At 72.5% G+C, this 18,182-nt stretch carries 12 protein-coding genes; 4 read left to right on the top strand and 8 right to left on the bottom strand.

Annotation, left to right across the window (positions count from 1 at the left end):
• Positions 1-79 precede the first annotated feature (79 nt).
• The gene (locus tag ACF1CT_RS06665; protein WP_391782669.1) at positions 80-1,945 is read left to right on the top strand and encodes a glycoside hydrolase family 3 protein; all 1,866 of its coding nucleotides are present in this window, start codon (positions 80-82) and stop codon (positions 1,943-1,945) included.
• 136 nt (positions 1,946-2,081) lie between these two features.
• Here ACF1CT_RS06665 and ACF1CT_RS06670 read toward each other — a convergent pair whose 3' ends face one another.
• Together ACF1CT_RS06670 and ACF1CT_RS06675 are read right to left on the bottom strand one after the other, a co-directional pair.
• Positions 2,082-3,554, bottom strand: a complete 1,473-nt coding sequence (locus ACF1CT_RS06670; protein ID WP_391782670.1) for a S28 family serine protease — start codon at positions 3,552-3,554, stop codon at positions 2,082-2,084.
• A 120-nt stretch (positions 3,555-3,674) separates the two neighbouring features.
• Positions 3,675-4,127 (bottom strand): hypothetical protein, encoded by a 453-nt coding sequence (locus tag ACF1CT_RS06675; protein WP_391782671.1) that lies wholly within the window; start codon positions 4,125-4,127, stop codon positions 3,675-3,677.
• A gap of 163 nt (positions 4,128-4,290) precedes the next feature.
• Between ACF1CT_RS06675 and ACF1CT_RS06680 the strand changes: the two genes are divergently transcribed.
• Positions 4,291-4,788 (top strand): hypothetical protein, encoded by a 498-nt coding sequence (locus ACF1CT_RS06680; protein WP_391782672.1) that lies wholly within the window; start codon positions 4,291-4,293, stop codon positions 4,786-4,788.
• A 165-nt stretch (positions 4,789-4,953) separates the two neighbouring features.
• On the opposite strand, the gene ACF1CT_RS06685 is transcribed toward ACF1CT_RS06680, so the two are convergent.
• A complete protein-coding gene (locus tag ACF1CT_RS06685; RefSeq protein ID WP_391782673.1) occupies positions 4,954-8,748 on the bottom strand; it encodes an ABC transporter ATP-binding protein in 3,795 nt (1,264 codons plus the stop codon).
• A 429-nt stretch (positions 8,749-9,177) separates the two neighbouring features.
• On the opposite strand from ACF1CT_RS06685, the gene ACF1CT_RS06690 reads away from it, so the two are divergent.
• Both ACF1CT_RS06690 and ACF1CT_RS06695 read left to right on the top strand, forming a co-directional pair.
• Positions 9,178-9,498: a hypothetical protein gene (locus tag ACF1CT_RS06690; protein ID WP_391782674.1), complete on the top strand. Its 321-nt coding sequence runs from the start codon at positions 9,178-9,180 to the stop codon at positions 9,496-9,498.
• Positions 9,499-9,747: 249 nt separating this feature from the next.
• A complete protein-coding gene (locus tag ACF1CT_RS06695; RefSeq protein WP_391782675.1) occupies positions 9,748-10,128 on the top strand; it encodes a hypothetical protein in 381 nt (126 codons plus the stop codon).
• A 144-nt stretch (positions 10,129-10,272) separates the two neighbouring features.
• Here the strand turns inward: ACF1CT_RS06695 and ACF1CT_RS06700 are convergent, their stop codons facing one another.
• The 5 genes from ACF1CT_RS06700 to ACF1CT_RS06720 all read right to left on the bottom strand — a co-directional run bounded on the left by ACF1CT_RS06700 (position 10,273) and on the right by ACF1CT_RS06720 (position 17,760).
• Complete coding sequence (locus ACF1CT_RS06700) at positions 10,273-12,018, bottom strand: thiamine pyrophosphate-binding protein (protein ID WP_391782676.1); 1,746 nt, start codon at positions 12,016-12,018, stop codon at positions 10,273-10,275.
• Between the two features lie 302 nt (positions 12,019-12,320).
• Positions 12,321-13,709: a lanthionine synthetase LanC family protein gene (locus ACF1CT_RS06705; RefSeq protein ID WP_391782677.1), complete on the bottom strand. Its 1,389-nt coding sequence runs from the start codon at positions 13,707-13,709 to the stop codon at positions 12,321-12,323.
• A gap of 91 nt (positions 13,710-13,800) precedes the next feature.
• A complete protein-coding gene (locus ACF1CT_RS06710; RefSeq protein ID WP_391782678.1) occupies positions 13,801-13,959 on the bottom strand; it encodes a hypothetical protein in 159 nt (52 codons plus the stop codon).
• The gene (locus ACF1CT_RS06715; RefSeq protein WP_391782679.1) at positions 13,923-16,925 is read right to left on the bottom strand and encodes a lantibiotic dehydratase; all 3,003 of its coding nucleotides are present in this window, start codon (positions 16,923-16,925) and stop codon (positions 13,923-13,925) included. The genes ACF1CT_RS06710 and ACF1CT_RS06715 overlap by 37 nt, the downstream gene beginning before the upstream one ends.
• 1 nt (position 16,926) lies before the next feature.
• A complete protein-coding gene (locus ACF1CT_RS06720) occupies positions 16,927-17,760 on the bottom strand; it encodes a thiopeptide-type bacteriocin biosynthesis protein (protein WP_391782680.1) in 834 nt (277 codons plus the stop codon).
• Positions 17,761-18,182 lie beyond the last annotated feature (422 nt).

Here is an 18,182-nt window from a genome sequence, read left to right on the forward strand (position 1 = left end):
GGAAGTTATTTTCTGTATATCCGTGCTCCTTGGAAGTTTCTTTCACCCCTCGTTCCCGAGCACGGCCGAAGGAGCTCACGTGCACCACCGCACCTCCAGACGCACCCTTCTCACCGTCACCGCCGCCACCGTCGCGGTCGCCGCCACCGGCGGGGTCGTCGCCCCCGGCACCGTGGCCGCACCGAAGTCCGCGGGCGACGGACACGGCGCCGCACAGCACCGGTCGGCCGCCACCACCAAACGCCTCAAGCGGCTCATCTCCCGGATGAGCCTGGAGGAGAAGGTCGGGCAGCTCTTCGTGATGCGGGTGTACGGGCACTCCGCCACCGACCCCGACCAGGCCGACATCGACGCCAACCTCGCCGACATCGGGGTCCGCACCGCCGCCGAGCTGATCGCCAAGTACCACGTGGGCGGGATCATCTACTTCGCCTGGGCCCACAACACCCGCGACCCGCACCAGATCGCCGACCTCTCCAACGGCATCCAGCGCGCCGGGCTCGCCGGGCCCACCCCGCTGCCGCTCCTCGTCTCCACCGACCAGGAACACGGCATCGTCTGCCGGGTCGGCGAGCCCGCCACCCTGATGCCCGGCGCGATGGCCCTGGGCGCGGGCGGTTCGCACGCCGACGCCCGCCGGGCCGGGCAGATCGCGGGCGCCGAACTCGCCGCGATGGGCATCAACCAGAACTACGCGCCGGACGCCGACGTCAACGTCAACCCGGCCAACCCGGTGATCGGGGTACGGTCCTTCGGTTCCGACCCGCGATCCGTCGCCGCGATGGCCGCCGCCCAGGTGAAGGGCTACCAGAGCGGTGGCGTCGCCTCGACGGCCAAGCACTTCCCGGGCCACGGCGACACCGGCACCGACAGCCACACCGGCCTGCCGGTCATCGGCCACACCCGGGAGCAGTGGACGGAACTGGACGCTCCGCCGTTCCGGGCCGCGATCGCCGCGGGCATCGACTCGATCATGACCGCGCACATCGTGGTCCCGGCCCTGGACCCGTCCGAGGACCCGGCGACCCTGTCCCACCCGATCGTCACCGGCATCCTGCGCGAGGAGCTCGGCTACGACGGTGTCGTGGTGACCGACGCGCTCGGCATGGAGGGCGTCAGGACGAAGTACGGCGACGCGCGCGTGCCGGTGCTCGCCCTCCTGGCGGGCGTCGACCAGTTGCTCGACCCGCCGGACCTCGACGTCGCCTGGCAGGCCGTCCTGGAGGCCGTGAAGAACGGCGAGATCGGCGAGGCGCGGATCGACGAATCGATCCTGCGCATCCTGCGGCTGAAGACGAAGCTCGGCTTGTTCGACGACCCGTTCGTCAGCCACAGGGGCGTGGACCGCACCGTCGGCACGCGGGCCCACCTCGACGCCGCCGACCGCATCGCCGAGCGCACCACCACGCTCCTCGCCAACGAGGGCCGTGTACTGCCGCTCTCCCGCCGCTCCCACAAGAACCTGCTCGTGGTCGGTGCCGACCCGGCCTCCCCGTCCGGTACCACCGGTCCGCCGACCACCACCATCGCCGCCGCGTTCACCGAACTTGGGCACACCGCGACCGCGCTGTCCACCGGAACGGCCCCCACCCGGGCGCAGATCGACGCGGCCGTGGCGGCCGCCCGGGGCAAGGACGCGGTGATCGTGGCCACGTACAACGTCACGGCGACGAGTTCCCAGCGCACCCTGGTGAAGGACCTCGCGGCCACCGGCGTCCCGGTCGTCACGATCGCGATCCGCAACCCGTACGACATCGCCCACCTGTCCGGGACCGGGTTCAGGGCGAACCTGGCCACGTACTCCTGGACCGATGTCGAACTGCGGGCCGCCGTGCGGGTGATCGCGGGCCGCGCCCGCCCCCGGGGAACCCTGCCGGTGCCGGTGCAGCGCGCGGACGATCCGGCGCGGGTCCTGTACCCGGTGGGCTACGGACTGAGGTACTGAACTGAGGTACTGAACGGACCGGAATCACCGAGCCTGCGCCACCGGACGGGACACCCGACAGGGACACCGGACGGGGACACCGGACGGGGACGGCACCCGGGGCTCGCCCCGGGTGCCGTCCCCCGCGTGAAGGCCGCTACGGGCGCAGCCCGCGCTCGTTCATCACGTCGTTGCGGGTGTCGAGCCGGGCGTCGAACGTCGCGAGCGGCTTCGCCTTGGCCGGGTCCTCCCGCACGGCGGCCGGGGCGACGCCCGCCCAGCGCAGGATGGCGGCGGTGGCCTTCGTCCGGTCGTCCTCGACGAGCTGGGCCACGCTGGACCCGTGGTTGCCGCCCGGCACGGTCATGACGTAGCTGTCCCGCGCGCCCGTGCCCGGCCGGAAGCGCTCGGCGCCCCACGGGTCGTTCTCCCCGTAGACGTAGAGCATGTTGGTGGCGTGGTGCCGCACCCAGGTGTCGATGTCCCGCATCGCGGACGGGTCGAACTTCATCGGGATGGAGCGCGGCACGAAGTTGCGCGGCGGCTGGTATCCGTACCGGCTCAGTCCGCCGAGCCACGGCTGCTTGACAGTGGGTGAACCGAGCTGGGTGCCCGCCTGGTAGTAGTACGGGGTGTACTTCTCCAGGCCCTGGTCGGTGTAGGCGGAGAAGCCCGAGATCGAATCGATCGAGTCCCATATCTCCTGGTCGGAGGCGGACTTGGCGTCGGCCGTGATGGTGTCGCAGTCGGACAGCAGGCTGTACTGCCAGAACGTCCAGACGTAGTCCATGACGGCGGCCTCGTAACCGCGGTCGAGCGAGCCGACGGTGTCGAAGGTGTAGCTGTTCGCGGCGGCGTACTCCCGGAACTTCTTCTCCATCGGGCCGCGGCGGACCAGCGCCTCGCGCTGCACCCCGTTCAGCTTGTCGCGGCACTCCTTGGTACCGACATGCGCGAGGAAACGGTCGTAGGCCGAGTCCTCCTTGTTCACCACGTCGTTGGGCGCGACGTAGGCGACGACCCCGTCCATGTCCCGGGGGTGGAAGCGTTCGTAGTAGGTGGCGGTCATGCCGCCCTTGGAACCGCCGGTGGTCAGCCAGTTCTTGGTGTAGATGCGCTTCAGCGCGGTGAAGATCCGGTGCTGGTCGTCGGCGGCCTGCCGGATGTCGAGCTTGGACCAGTCGGCGGGTGCCGGGCGGGACGGGGTGAAGTACCGGTACTCCAGGGAGACCTGGTTGCCGTCGACGATCCGGGTGGGCTCCGAACGGCTGGGGCTCGTCGAGACGTTGTACCCGCTGGTGTAGAAGACCGTCGGGCGGGACGTGTCCTTGTGCAGCAGGGTAAGGCGCTGCTGGAACGTTCCCCTGGACGGGTGCCGGTGGTCGATCGGCTGGGTGTAGTTGAGGACGAAGTAGCGGTATCCCGCGTAGGGCTTCTCCTCGATGAGGCTCATGCCCGGGATGGCCAGGATGCGGTCCTTGATGTCCGTGCTCGTGCCGTCGTCGTTGCCGGCCGCGGCCCGGATCGCGGCGGGTTCCACGGCGGTGGCCGTTCCCGCCGTCGCCCCGGTCGCCCCCACCGTGCCGATGAACACCGCGAGCGACAGGGCTCCTCTGAGCGCCTTGCGCATGCACCCTCCCCATGATTCACAACCGTCGCCGTGAACCTAGCGGGGCAACTCGTCGGCCGCCAGACCCTGTTGACGCGCCGAGGGAACGTTTCCGCCCCGTCCCGGCGCACGGGCGGACCGTCAGCAGAGGATCCAGCCGGTGGAGCCGGACGCGCCCGCGATCGTGGCCGAGGCCCGGACGCACCGGTTCAGCGCGTGGACCGTCACCGGACCGGCCTGACGGGTGTACGTGCCGCTGTCCACGACGGGGCCGCCGCCGCGCGGCTGGATCGTCACGGACATCTTGCGGCCCGGCCCGGACTTCGTGGCGACCGCGACGGCGCAGGCGTAGGCGCGGCTCTTGAAGACGCGCAGCTCACCGGTCTTGAACGGGACCGTCTTCGCGAGACGCCCGGCACAGGCCGTCACGGCGTCGGCCCTGCTCGCGAAGGTGCCGCTGAGCACCAGCGCCAGAACGGTCACCAGTGCCAGGGCGAGAAGCCGCGCCGGTCCCTGGCGTCGCGCCCTCTCGGCGCCTTCGGCTCCGCCCGTTCCCCCGGCCGTTCCCGTCCCTCTGGTCACCAGCAGCCCCATCGACCGATCGAACACATGAACCCTTGCTCGATACATCTGCATACATGCGTACGACGCAGGAGCCCATCCGGAGGTTGCGCGCGGCGTGCTCCGCGTCACGGGCAACCGAATCGCCACAGCATGGATCCCACAAGGCAGAGCCACACGAAAGGCAGGAACTGCCATGCTCCGACTCCGTACCCCTCAGCGCTCCGGCCGACGACGCGTCGTCGGCGGGGCGCTGCTCGCCACCGCGCTCCTCACCGCCACCGCCGCCGTCCCGGCGACCGCGGCGGTCCCGCGTGCCGGAACGACCGCGGCGACGGTACGCACCGACGCCGGCACCCCGGCGTACCAGCAGGTCGCCCACTTCTACGGCGCCTACATCGACGCCGTGTCCGCGGAGGGCGGCGGCAGCCTCGCCACCGCGCTCAGGTCCTTCTACCTGACCCCTCACCTGCGCACCGAGCTCGCCGCCTGGGAGAAGCGCAACCACGCGGACGGCGTGCTCCGCGCCCAGAACACCCCGCTCGCCTTCCGGGTCACCCCCGAGGACAGCGGCGCCGGACACACCTGGTCCACCGTGCGTCTCACCTGGAGCACCGGCAAGCACCCCACGTACTCGTACCTGACCGTCCGCTCGGACCTGCGCAGCGGCAAGATCTCCGGCATCGGCGCCTGACCGCGGAACCGGTGGACGATCCCGTCCACCGGTTCACTCACCGCCCCGCCCGCCACCGTGGCTCCCGTCCCGCCACCGTGGCTCCCGTCCCGCCACCGTGGCTCCCGTCCCGCCCGTCGCCGCGTCCGCCGCCCGCCCACCGTTGCGCGCGGGTGGACCCGCGGCTCATACGCCGGCGGGCTCGTCCTCTCCTATGAAGGTGCGCCACAGCTCCGCGTAGTGCCCTTCCCGGGCGAGCAGTTCGTCGTGGGTGCCGTCCTCGACGACCCGGCCGTGGTCCATCACCACGATCCGGTCGGCGCGGGCGGCCGTGGTCAGCCGGTGGGCGACGACGAGGGTGGTGCGCCGCCCGGCGAGGCGGTCGGTCGCCTGGTTGACCAGGGCCTCGCTGGCCAGGTCCAGGGAGGCGGTCGCCTCGTCGAGCAACAGGACGTCGGGGTCGACGAGTTCGGCGCGGGCCAGGGCGATCAGCTGACGCTGTCCGGCCGAGAGGTTGCGGCCCCGCTCGGCGACCTCGTGGAGGTAGCCGCCGTCCAGGGTGGCGATCATGTCGTGGGCGCCGACGGCCCGCGCCGCCGCCTCCACCTCGGCGTCGGCGGCCCCGGGCCGCCCGTACGCGATGGCGTCCCGGACCGTGCCCGCGAAGAGGTACGCCTCCTGCGGCACGACGCCGAGCCGGTGCCGGTACGCGGTGAGGTCGAGGCGGCGCAGGTCCGTGCCGTCCACCGTGACCCGGCCGCCCGTGGGATCGTAGAACCGGGCGACGAGCTTGACCAGGGTGGACTTCCCGGCGCCCGTCTCGCCGACGAAGGCGACTGTCTGGCCCGCCGGAATCCGCAGGTCCACTCCGCTGAGCGCGGCCTCGGCGGCGTCCTCGGCACCCTCCTGGGAGCCGTAGGCGAAGGACACGTCCTCGAAGGCGATCTCACCGCGCAGCGAGGTCACGTCCAGCGGCTCGTCAGGGGCGTCGGTGGAGGTCGGCTCGCGCAGCAGCTCCTGGATGCGGCCGAGGGAGACGGTCGCCTGCTGGTAGCCGTCGAAGACCTGGGAGAGCTGCTGCACCGGGGCGAAGAACAGGTCGATGTACAGCAGGTAGGCGACCAGCGCGCCCGCGGTGAGCGTGCCGTTGTCGACCCGGCCGGCACCGACGACCAGCACGGCGGCCGCGGCCACCGACGACAGCAGCTGCACGAACGGGAAGTAGACCGAGATCAGCCACTGACCGCGGACCCGGGCCTCGCGGTAGTGGTCGCTGCGCTCCGCGAACCGCCGGGCGCCGTCGTGCTCGCGGCGGAACGCCTGCACGATCCGCAGCCCGGAGACGGACTCCTGGAGGTCGGCGTTGACGGCGCTGATCCGTTCCCGGGCCAGCTCGTACGCGCGGACGCTCCTGCGGCGGAAGAAGACGGTGCCGATGACCAGCACCGGAAGCGTCGCGAAGACGACGAGGGCCAGCTGCACGTCGAGGACCAGCAGCGCGACCATGATGCCGAAGAAGGTGACGACGGAGACGAAGGCGGTGACCAGACCGGTCTGCAGGAACGTCGACAGCGCGTCCACGTCGGTCGTCATCCGGGTCATGATGCGCCCGGTCAGCTCGCGCTCGTAGTAGTCCAGGCCGAGTCGCTGGAGCTGCGCGAAGATCTTCAGTCGCAGTGAGTAGAGCACCCGCTCGCCGGTGCGGCCGGTCATCCGGGTCTCGCCGATCTGGGCCGCCCACTGCACGACCACGACCAGCAGGGCCAGCGCGGACGCCGCCCAGACCGCGCCGAGCGCGAGCTGCGTGACGCCCTGGTCGATGCCGTGCCGGATCAGGACCGGCAGCAGCAGCCCGGCACCCGCGTCCACCGCGACCAGCGCCAGGCTCACCAGGAGCGGCAGCCCGAAGCCGCGCAGCAGCCTGCGCAGCCCGTACGACTCCTCGGCGCGGACGGCCCGCGCCTCGTCGATGTCGGGGGTGTCGATGGCCGGTGGCAGCGCCTCGACCTGGGCCAGCAGTTCGGGCGTCGCGGGCATGCCGGCCGCCCCGGTGTCGCGCGGCTCGTCCTTGCGGACCCACAGGCGGGGGCTGATCCCGCGCTCGGCGTCGAACTCGGTGTCCAGTTCGGCGTCGAGTTCCTCCCGCAGCGCGCGGTCGTCCTCGGCGGCGTTGCCGGCCGGGCCGGCCGGACGGTGCCCGGGCGAGGTGCCGCCGAGTTCGTCCGGGTCGGTGAGCAGCCGCCGGTACAGGGCGCTGCGGCCCTCCAGTTCCTGGTGCGTGCCGATGTCGGCGAGCCGCCCGTTCTCCAGGACGGCGATCCGGTCGGCGAGGCCGAGGGTGGAGCGGCGGTGTGCGATCAGCAGGGTGGTGCGGCCGGACATCACCTGCCGCAGCGCCTCGTGGATCTCGTGCTCGACCCGGGCGTCGACGGCGGAGGTGGCGTCGTCGAGGAGGAGCAGCCGGGGGTCGGTGAGGATGGCACGGGCGAGGGCGATGCGCTGGCGCTGGCCGCCGGAGAGGGTGAGCCCCTGCTCGCCGACCTCGGTGTCGTAGCCGTCGGGGAGCTCCGCGATGAACCGGTCGGCCTGGGCGGTCCGGGCCGCCTCTTCGATCTGCTCCGGGGTGGCGTCGGGGAATCCGTACGCGATGTTGGCGCGGATGGTGTCGGAGAAGAGGAAGCTGTCCTCCGGCACCATGCCGATGGCGGCGCGCAGGGACGACTGGGTCAGCTCGCGGACGTCGTGGCCGCCGACGAGGACGGCACCGTGCGTCACGTCGTAGAAGCGCGGCAGCAGCAGCGAGACGGTGGACTTCCCGCTGCCGGACGCGCCGACGACGGCGACGGTCTCACCGGGCTCGATGGTCAGCGAGAAGCCGTCTAGAACGGGGCGGCTCCCGGCTCCGTCCCCGGAGTCCTCGTCGCGGGCGTAGCCGAACCGCACGTCGTCGAACTCGACGCTCGCCGGGGCGTCGGCGGGAAGCTCCCTGGTGCCGTCCTTCATGGTCGGTTCGGTGTCGATGAGTTCCAGTACGCGTTCGACGCCCGCCCGGGCCTGCTGGCCGACGGTGAGGACCATGGCGAGCATCCGGACCGGCCCGACGAGCTGGGCGAGGTACGTGGAGAACGCGACGAACGTGCCGAGAGTGATCTCGCCCCGGGTGGCGAGCCAGCCGCCGAGGGCGAGCATGGCGACCTGGCCGAGCGCGGGAACGGCCTGGAGGGCGGGGGTGTAGCGGGAGTTCATCCGGATCGCCCGCAGCCGCCCGGCGAACAGCTTCCGGCCGACCTCACGGAGCTTGCCGGTCTCCTGTTCCTCCTGCCCGAACCCCTTGACGACCCGGACCCCGGAGACGGCCCCGTCGACGACCCCGGCGACGGCGGCGGCCTGCCCCTGGGCGTACCAGGTGGCGGGGAAGAGCCGGGCGCGGGAGTGGCGGGCGATGTACCAGAGGGCGGGGGCGACGGCGACCGCGACCAGGGTGAGCAGCGGCGAGAGCCACGCCATGATCACCAGGGAGATGACGAAGAGCAGCACGTTCCCGATGGTCATCGGGAGCATGAAGAGCAGCCCCTGGATCAGCTGGAGGTCGCTGGTGGCGCGCCCGACGACCTGCCCGGTGGACAGCTCGTCCTGCCGCCTGCCGTCGAGCCGGGTGATCGTCCCGTACATCTCGGTGCGCAGGTCGTGCTGCACGTCCAGGGCGAGACGTCCGCCGTAGTAGCGGCGGATGTAGGTGGCCGCGTACACCAGCACGGCGGCGACCAGGAGGTACCCGGTCCAGAGGCCGAGGGACCGGGTACGGTCCCCGACGACATCGTCGATGATCACCTTGGTGATCAGTGGGACGACGGCCATCACCGCCATGCCGGCGAGCGAGGACCCGAGTGCCAGCAGCACGTTGCCCCGGTAGCGCCACGCGTAGCCGCTCAGCCGCCGCACCCATCCCGGGGCCCGTGCCGTGTCCCCTGCGTCCGTCACCGCATGCCTCCCGTTCCACCTGCTCTGCCGCAAGGCGCCAACGCGCCGGGCAGCGGATTTCATCCCACTGTCACATAACAACCTCGCTCGCGAGGGGCGGTGGGAGAAGGAACGGGTCCTTCGGAGGAGGGCGCCGGGACGTTCGGCCCACGCCGACCGACCGACCGGGTTCGGGGCCTCCGTCCGACCGCCCGTCCGACCGCCTGCCCGGCCGGACGGACGGACGGAACGGGGCGCGGCGGGACCACCGGCCGGGCCCTTCGCTCGCCCCGACTGCCACGGGGCCGTGGGCCGGACCGGTGGAGCCGCTGCCGGCCTCCGGAAGTCACCCGGGGCTCATCGGTCTCCCGTTCGCGCAACCCGCCTCGGTGCCCCGGCGTCCAACTTCATGAGGGATGGCTGCCGATCACCGAGCCCCCGGGAGGGCACATGGCGAAGAGGGACCGGACGACGGACGCGGCAAGGGACAAGGACCGCGAGAAGTGGATGGCGCGTTTCCAGGTACGGCTGGCCATGCAGCCGGGCGTGGACCGGGCAGTGGTGCTCCGGGCGGTCAAGGAAGTCACGACGCACTGCGCGGATACGGGAGAGCACCCGCGGACCTCCTTCGGCGACCCGGACGCCTATGCCGTGCAGACCGCCGCACGCCTGGTACCGGCGGATCGGGCAGCACGCGCGAGGCGGCACGGCTCCGCGGTGGACACACTCGGCTCCGTACTGAAGAGGGTCGGCGACCTCGCCGGTTCGTGACCGGCTGAAGCGGCCTTCGTCACGGCCCGGCGCACGGGTTCCCACACCGTTCGCACGGTTCGCACCGTTCGCAGAGGATGGGGCCGGTTCATACGGATCTTCCGTCCGGGCGTCTTCGTACGGTGTGCACCGGCATGCCTGACGGCGATGACCGCTGATGGACGGAGAGGCCGTGCACCGCCCAGGCGTGTTCTCCGCTCGGCAGCCCGGGTAGGGATGCCCTCTGCCGACGAACGACGGGGAGAGATCATGCCGGAAGACCAGCCGACCGACGCCCACCTCTGCGGGCAGTTGTACGCCGCCCTGGAAGTGCTCCAGCGGTTGGGCGACGTCGGGTCCCGCGCGCTGGGGCGCGAGGCCCTGAGGCTGAGGGCCTCGAAGAGGCCCCGTACGGAGATGACCGTGCCGCTGCACACGGTCGGCAAGTCGCTCTACTGGGCCAGGCTGCGGGGCCACGGTGTCGCGGCCGGCGCCGTCTTCCGGACGATCCCCGACCTGATGCCCGCGGCCAGGGACCTTCCGGGCTCCCTGACCACGGGACAGCAGGAGGAGTTCCTCCGGGGCCGACTGGACCGGCTGGAGACGATCGAGAAGTCCGTGGGCATCGGCGCGGCGGTCGCCGGAACCTGAACCATTCCCGGTCCGGGGCATCCGGACCCGGAGCTTCCGGCCCCCGCCGGACCGAGACCCCGCCGCCCGGGCACGGTCGGTGACGCCCGGGATCGGCGGGGAAGGGCGGGATCGGCGGGGAGGGGCGGGGGACGCCCGGACCGCCTACAGGTGCGTCGGTTCGAACATCCGCAGCACGGCGGGCAGCACCACGACCGAAGGGCCCGGCTCCGCAAGGGACTTCGCCAGGTCGTCGGCGAGCCGCTCTGGGGTCGTACGGACGGCGGGGACACCGAACGATTCGGCGAGGGCCACGAAGTCCGGACGGGCGAGTTCGGTCACGGCTTCGGCCACGGATCCGGCCACGGCTTCGGCCACGGATCCGGTCACCGCTTCGGTCGCCGTGGACGCGCCGAAGGCATCCGTCATGTACGCGCGCAGGATGCCGTAGCCGCCGTCGTCGACGATCAGCCAGGTGACCGGGAGGTCGTACTGCCGGGCCGTGGCCAGCTCCGCGATCGAGTACATCGCACCGCCGTCACCGGACACCGCCAGGACCGGTTTCGTCGGGTCGGCGACCGCCGCGCCGAGGGCCGCCGGGAATCCGTAGCCGAGGCCGCCGGCCCCCTGGGCCGAGTGCATGGTGTTCGGGCGGCGGGCGTCGAACGCGGACCACGCCCAGTAGGCGAGGATCGTCATGTCCCAGAAGCTGGGGGACGTATCGGGAAGCGCCTGCCGGACGGCGGCGACGAGCCGCTGCTCCAGGGCGAGTTCCTGCCCGTCGATCCTTTCCCGCACCGCTTCCAGCACCGCACGGACGCGGTCCGCGGCCGACGGGTCCTCCCTGCGGTCCACCGCTTCCAGGAGGTCGGCCAGGGCCTCGCGGGCGTCCGCGTGGATGCCGAGTGCCGGATGGTTGGACTCCAGCTTGCCGACGTCCGCCTCGATCTGGATCACCCGTCCGCGCGGTCTGAACGTGTGGTAGTTCGAGGACAGTTCACCGAGACCGGAGCCGACCACCAGCAGCACATCTGCCGCCTCCAGGAAGTCCGTGGTGTGCCGGTCCTCCAGCCAGGACCGGAGCGAGAGCGGGTGCTCCCACGGGAAGGCGCCCTTGCCGCCGAAGGTGGTGACGACGGGGGCGTCGAGCCTCTCCGCGAGTGCGAGCAGTTTGCCCGACGCGTCGGACCGTACGACCCCGCCGCCCGCGACGATCACCGGACGCACCGCCCTCGACAGCAGGTCGGCGGCGGCGACGGTCAGCTCGGGGCGGGCGTACGACGGGCGCGGGGTGGCGTCCATCGCGGTGACGACCGGCAGGGTGGTCGCGGCGACGAGCACGTCCTGCGGGATCTCGACCCACACCGGACCGTGCGGGGCGGTCAACGCGGACTCCCAGGCGGCGGCGATCGCCGACGGGATCTGGGAGGCCGTGCGCACGATGTGGACCGACTTCACGATGTCACGGAACGACGCCTTCTGGTCCCGCAGTTCGTGCAGGTAGCCGTGGCGTCCGCCGTCCAGGCCCGCGACCGGTACCTGACTGGAGATCGCCAGCACGGGGGCGGAGGCCGCCGCCGACTCCTGGAGCGCGGCGAGGGAGGTGAGCGCACCCGGCCCGGTGGACAGCAGCAGCGGCGCCACCTCACCGGTGATCCTGCCGTACGCGTCGGCGGCGAAGCCCGCGTTGTTCTCGACCCGCAGCCCGATGTAGCTGAGGGCCGAACGGCGCAGCGCGTCGAACAACGCCAGCGCGTGCTGGCCGGGCAGGCCGAAGACGGTGGCCGCGCCGAGTCCCTGAAGGGTCTCGACGACGAGGTCGCCACCGGTGCGTCCGGCCGGAGGGCTCAGTGCGGCGGCGGCCTGCTCGGGGGTGAGGCGCGGGCGCTCGTCGTGGTGGTCGTGGCTCACTTCGCGCGGCCCCCCACGATCCCGCGGTACGCGGCCGTCGTGGGTGCGGACCCGGCGGGTCCGGTGCGCCCGGCGCGCGGGACCGGGACGGGGACGCGCGGTGTCTCGTTGCTGTTCATGGCGTGGGGCCTTTTCTCCTGGCGGTGCGTGGTGACGCGCGGAACGCGGAAGCGCGGGGACGGTACACGCTTCGTATGCATTCGTACGATATTCGAGCACCCTGCGCGTGCCGGGCGCGGGGAACCGGCGGCGCCGGTCCGGAAGACGTCGGCACACCGGCCGACCGGGAGGACGAGTGCCGGCTACCGCAGGCCGAGGCAGGGCAACCAGTCGCGCGGGGCGTCGTGGGTGGCGGTGAGCAGTGCGCTCAGGGCCCCCGGCGCCCCGACGAGCAGGCTCGTGTCCGGTGGTCTACCGGGGGCGAGGGCGGCGGAGAGCCGTCGGCCCAGGTACCCGGCCAGGCGGTCGCGCAGTGCCGCGGCGGCCGGGAGGTGGGCGTGCCGGTGGAACGCGTCCGTCACGGCCAGCACGCCCGCCGCGCCGTGGCACAGCCCGAGCCGGTCGGTCAGGGGCTCGCCGAAGAGGTGGAACTCCTCGTCGTACCGTTCCGCGAGGGCCGTGAACGCTGTCGCCGCCCAGTCGGCCGCCGAACGGTCGTCCAGGGCGTCGGCCGCGTCCCACAGGGCCCAGGTGATTCCGGGGGCGCCGTAGCACCAGGCCTGGCGGACCCGCGCCCCGGCGGGAGGCGGACCGTCGAGTCCGGCGCCGTCCCAGCTCCGGATGGACCGGGCGTCGTCGAAGGACTGCCGCATCAGCCAGCGAGTGGCGCCGCGCAACGCGTCCAGCAGTTCCGGCCACGGCCCGACGCGGCGGACCGCGGCGGTGAGCGCGGTGACGAGTCCGGCGACGCCGTGCCCCATGCCGGTGTTGACCCTGCCCTGCAACCAGTCAAGATGCGGGTGTCCGGCGTACTGGCCGGTGCGCAGCCGACGCAGATCGCCGCTGTCGCACAGCTCCGTCAAGTGTGTGGTGAACGGCAGGAGTTGACTGCGCTTCGGCTGGGGAACCCCGACGCAGAGCGCCAGCATCGTGCCGGACGGCCCGCAGATGAGGTCGTAGTCGGAGAGGCCGACGTCCACCGCGCGCCAGGGACGCGCCCACGCGCGTTCCAGGAGGTGGTCGCGCAGCCGGTCGGCGGCACGGTGCAGCGACGGGTGGAGGCGGGCGCCGAGCCGCAGACCGACGAGGGTCCCGGCCAGCCCTCCGTCGTACAGGCCGGAATGGCAGGCTCCGCGACCGATGTTCCGCGCCCACACCGCCACCGCGCGTCCGGCGCTCGCCACCACCGCGGGATCGATCGCCTCCACCCCTGCGAGGCCTGGCGTCTCCGCCACGGAGCCTGGCGTCTCCGCCACGGGGCCTGGCGTCCGCGTCGCGCGATCGGGCGTCTCCGTCGCGCAGTTGGGCATCTCCGTCGCACGGTTGGGCACTCCCGGAGCCGGTCCGCACGGTTCCATGACCGGTCCGCACGGTTCCGTCCCCGGTCTGACGCGCACCTCCGCGACGAGACGGGCCAGGACGGGGATGCCGGGGTCCGGCGTCGCGGGCTCGGCCCCGGAGAAGTCGTCGAGAAGTCGGACGGCGATGTCGAACGCCGCACGGTGCGGCGGGGCCTGGCTGCCTGGGTGCATCGGGGCTCCTCGTCGGGGGAGCCACCCGGAGCGGGTCCGGGTGGCTCCGTTCAACTCAACGGTGGACAGAAGCTGTCCGGGTGGTGCGCCGTCAGCAGTTGATGGCGGATCCACAGAGGGTCGACTGGCAGACGATGATGGTGCACGCCAGGCTGTCGGCCGCCTCGACGGCGGGCAGCTCGGTGCCGGTGATCCTCTCGTCCAGCTCGTCGATCAGGGTGTCGAGGTCGGTGAGTTCCATGATGGGCATGATGTTTCCTCCTGTTTCCCGGGTGTTTCCTGTTGGGTGTGGGCCGCCCCGGCAGCCGCCGCACCGGGTGCGGACGGGCCGGGGACGTCGTGGGCGAGCGCGGCGGCGGTGAACACCGCCAGCTCGTCGGCCGTGCGGTCGAAGGGGGTCCTGAGGACCAGTCCGGCGGCGACCGGTTCACCCCGGTGCAGCGCGTCGCGCAGCACCGGCCCCCGCGGTCCGGCCACCGGGCCGGGCAGCATCTCCTCGACGACGAGTTCGTTGCCGGGCAGCGCGGCACAGGTCCGTTCGATGACGTTCAGCGCGGTGAGCGCTTCGAGGTCGACCGGCACCGGCTTGGCCTCGAACACGGGCCGCACGAAGACGAATCGCGGCATCCCGGAGGACCGTCTGAGCGAGGCGAGCGCCCGCACCCGCTCGAAGTCCCCGTCGTCCCGCCGCCACAGGCGGGTACGTGGAACCCGCCAGGTGGCCGGGGCGATGACCAGGTCCGTGCCGACCGTCAGGCGCGGCGTGCGGGTGGCCTCCTCGCACGCCGGGAAGGCGGCTGCGACACCGTCAAGGCGAAGCACGCTCCCCGCCCAGGGATGCCCGGCGGACAGCAGCAGCCGCACCAGGCGGTCGTACGGCGGCATCGGGCTGCGGGTGGCGTGATAGACGGGCAGCACCCGCTCGCCGTCGGCCTCGGCCACGATCCGGTCGCCCGACCGCCGCAGGGTGATGCGGTCCAGCGGCAGGTACCGCGGTTCGGCCCCACCGACCCCACCAGCCCCACCGAAGCCACCGAAGCCACTGGAGCCACTGGAGCCACCGGAGCCACCGGAGCCGAAGTACGCGGACGGGTTCGGATCCCCCGTCCACCAGCGGGTGAGAACGGGCCGACGAATGGTGTTCGCCGCACGGTCCGTGACCGGCGGAACCAGCAGTTCGACGAATCGCGCCCCGGACCGCCGCTCCACGGCGGCGAGGAATTCCCGGTAGGCGTCGGCGGTGTCGTAGCCGCCGTACAGGGTCCGCAGCGCCTCGGTGAACCGGGCGTCGATGATTCCGGCGGGCGATGCCGTCTCCAGCACCGCGACCGGTCCCGCCCCGGACAGCGGGCGCAGCAGGCAGTCCATCGGCCAGGGAGGCACGAGTTCCTCGGCAGGCGGGGCCCCGAGGGCGTCCAGGAGGTCGTCGTCCACGTCGACCTGGACGCGGCGGTCACGGCAGGAGGCAAGGTGGGCGAGCAGCCGGGCGTACCCGGATCGCGGGGCGTGGGCCGGGTGCCATCCCGGGTATCGGTAGGGCGCCGGTACGGGCGGCTGCGGCGCGTCCGGTGACAGCAGGGCGGCCAGGAGTTCGCCGACCGGGCGCGGGCGCTCGTCCAGCTCCTCGCCCCCCGGAGTCGACGGTGCCGTACCCGCGGCGGCCTCGTGGTCGGCGCGGCGCAACGCGGCGAGTCGGTGGGCGGTGCGCAGCGCACGCTGGACGCGGGCGGCTGCCGCGTCGGACACTCGGGCGTCCAGGCGGCGGTAGGAATCGAGGAACCAGCCGTCCGGATCGCCGTCACCGGCCCCCGTTCCGGGCCGGGCGGTGCCGCCGCTGCCCGTCCCGGATCCGCTGCCCGTCCCGGACCCGATGGCGTTTCCCGCCCCCGTACGCCTCTCCGTTCCCGTGTCCGACGCGGTAGCGGGGTGGGGCAGCACGCCGGTTCCGGCGGCCCGGCCGGCCGGGGTCCAGGCACTGACCGCATGACGTGGGGCCACGCAGACCTGGAGCACGCCCAGCCCCATCAGATGGGCCAGGAACGCACGCAGCACCCCGGGGGCCGCGGTCGGCAGCGCACCCTCCAACTCCGCGATGGTGCACGGACCTTCGGCGAACAGCGTGAGCAGTACGTGCAGCAACCCGGTACGCCGGACCGCCACCTTGCGCAACCGCCCCGGGGCGCCCGGATCGAGTACGTAGCAGCACAGCGTCCCTCCGGGCCCTCCGTCAGCACCGGCACCGTCCTCGGTGAGGTGCAGAGGAGCGGGCGCGAGCAGGGTCACCGGATCGGCCGTCCGCAGGTCCACCGCCCCGGATCCGGTGCGCAGTTCGTGAACGTTCTCCATCGCATCGGCGGCCAACGCCTCCAGCACGGCGCCACGAGGGAGGAGCCCATCGCCGGGCCCGCCCGGCCCGACGCCCTCGCAGCCGTCGCCATAGCCGTAGCCGTAGCCGTAGCCGTAGCCGTAGCCACCGTCGCCGACGCCGTCGCGCACCAGCGGCCCCGCGAGCCCGGACGTCGGCCCCCCTCGGCCGATCGGGACCGGGGCGACCTGCCCCACCCACCCCCGGGGTGTGGTCTTCGCCGCAGCCCGCCCCACGGCCCGCCACAGGTACGCGGAACGCTTCCGCAACCGCTTCCCGCTCCAGGATTCGCCTGCCGCCAGACGAGCCGTCACCTCCGCCGCGAGCCCCGGTGTCGCGACGCCCAGGAACGCCCGCAGAACCGGGCTCGACGACACCAGCGCCCAGACGAGCTCACCGACCCGCGCCCACTCGCTGTCGAGTGCCCTCTCCAGCTCTCCGCGATTCGCCTGCGCCGACTCGGCGGCCAGACACAACTCCCCCACATCTCTGGAGAGTTGCGTGGGCACAACGGCGAGTCCCGCCAGGAAGCCGTAGTCCGCCGGGCCGGGTGCCGCGCCGGAGTGCAGTCGCCGACGCAGCGCCAGCACGGCTCGGCGGTCGGCGGCCGTCAGGCGCGGGTCGGGAACGACACGCCCCAGCCGCTCCGCCAGCCAACGGGCCGTCGCGGAATGCCGCTCGACGGTGTCGGCGTGCTCGACGACCGCCCCGAACAGCCCCGATCCGCCCGCGGCCGTCCACGTCGAGAACGGAACCCCCGAAGCCCGTACGAGAGCGGCACCGCCCAACGGCCGCGCTCCGGCCGCGTCACGACTGCCGCCCGTACGGGAGTTGACGCGAATGTCGACCATGTCAGTCCACCGCCCCGTCGTCCGCCAGGGCCTCGGCGATCAAGCTCTGCCTGGCGGTCGAGAACCGTCCCCGGTTCCAGTGGAAGATCACGGCATGGGCAGCCGCACGACGTGGACCGCGCGCCGCCTCACCGGACTCGAAGTAGCCGGTGCGCCAGCGGTCCGCCGCCCCGCGCACCGCCTCGCCATGAAGCTCCCGCGCCGTGCGCCGCCCCTCGGGCAGACCGTCGAGCAGTCGCGCCCGCGGGCGCTCCCAGTAGGCGCGGATGCCCCGGGCCGCCTGCCGGAGCGCGTCGTCCCGCAGCCCACCGGGCAGGGTGCGCCCGGCGTCGCCGCGCACCACGTCCCAGACCCCCCGGTGCTCCCATCCGACGATGTGCAGGCCGTCGAACATCTCCCGCAGCAGTGCGAGGGAGAACCGCCAGTCCGCGGGTGCCTGCTCGCCGCCGCTCCCGCACCGGGCGTGGTGATCGAGCCAGGCCAGGGAGTCGGCCGTGAACAGCTCGTGCACCCACGGCATGGACGCGGCTCCGCCGAAGAGATACGACTCCGGTTCGTACACCACCCACACCGGAGGGCCTGCCAATCCGTCGAACTCCTTGATCCGACGCAGAAGTTCGGCCCGGAGCAGGACGACTCCCCCCGCCTCAGGCGCCTGGAATCGGACCCTCAGGCCCGGCGGCTTGTGCATGAAGAAGAACGCCCGCGCGGTCTGCGCGTCGAGGAGGTCGTACGCGGTACCGGTGAGCCATTCGTACAGACACGGCCATGAGCGCTGCTGCGGGGACAGATTCACCTGTACCCAACTCGCCTCCGGGTGCTCCACCCCCAACATGGGACCTCCGTGTGTCGTGGATCGGCCGGGACAGGGCATCTCACGTACCGCCGCGTGCCCGTGCGGGCATCGGGCGGGCCCCTGATGCGTGCTGCGACTGATTCCGTGATGCGACTGGTTCGTGCTACGTCGTCCGCGAGTTCGCGGTACGTGAGAGACCGTCCGCGACGTATGTCGTTGGGGCCTGGTCCGCCGGCCTGTGCCGGGACCGTTCCGCCCGCTCGCCTCGGCCCGTTCGGTCGAACCCCGGGCCCTTCGTCCATCTCTTTTCCCGCTTTGACCCCGGCTGAAAGAGATGTCTCGATTAGTCGTATCATGAACGGTTGTGCGCTTGGCGTAGATCGTGCAGGACGTGTGCGGCCGTACGCGCCGTCGCACGAACCGGACGACACCCCGACCGGACCGGACGACACCCCCGACGG

Origin of the sequence: Streptomyces sp. NPDC014734 (genome assembly GCF_043083325.1) — a bacterium.
Taxonomy (GTDB): Bacteria; Actinomycetota; Actinomycetes; order Streptomycetales; family Streptomycetaceae; genus Streptomyces.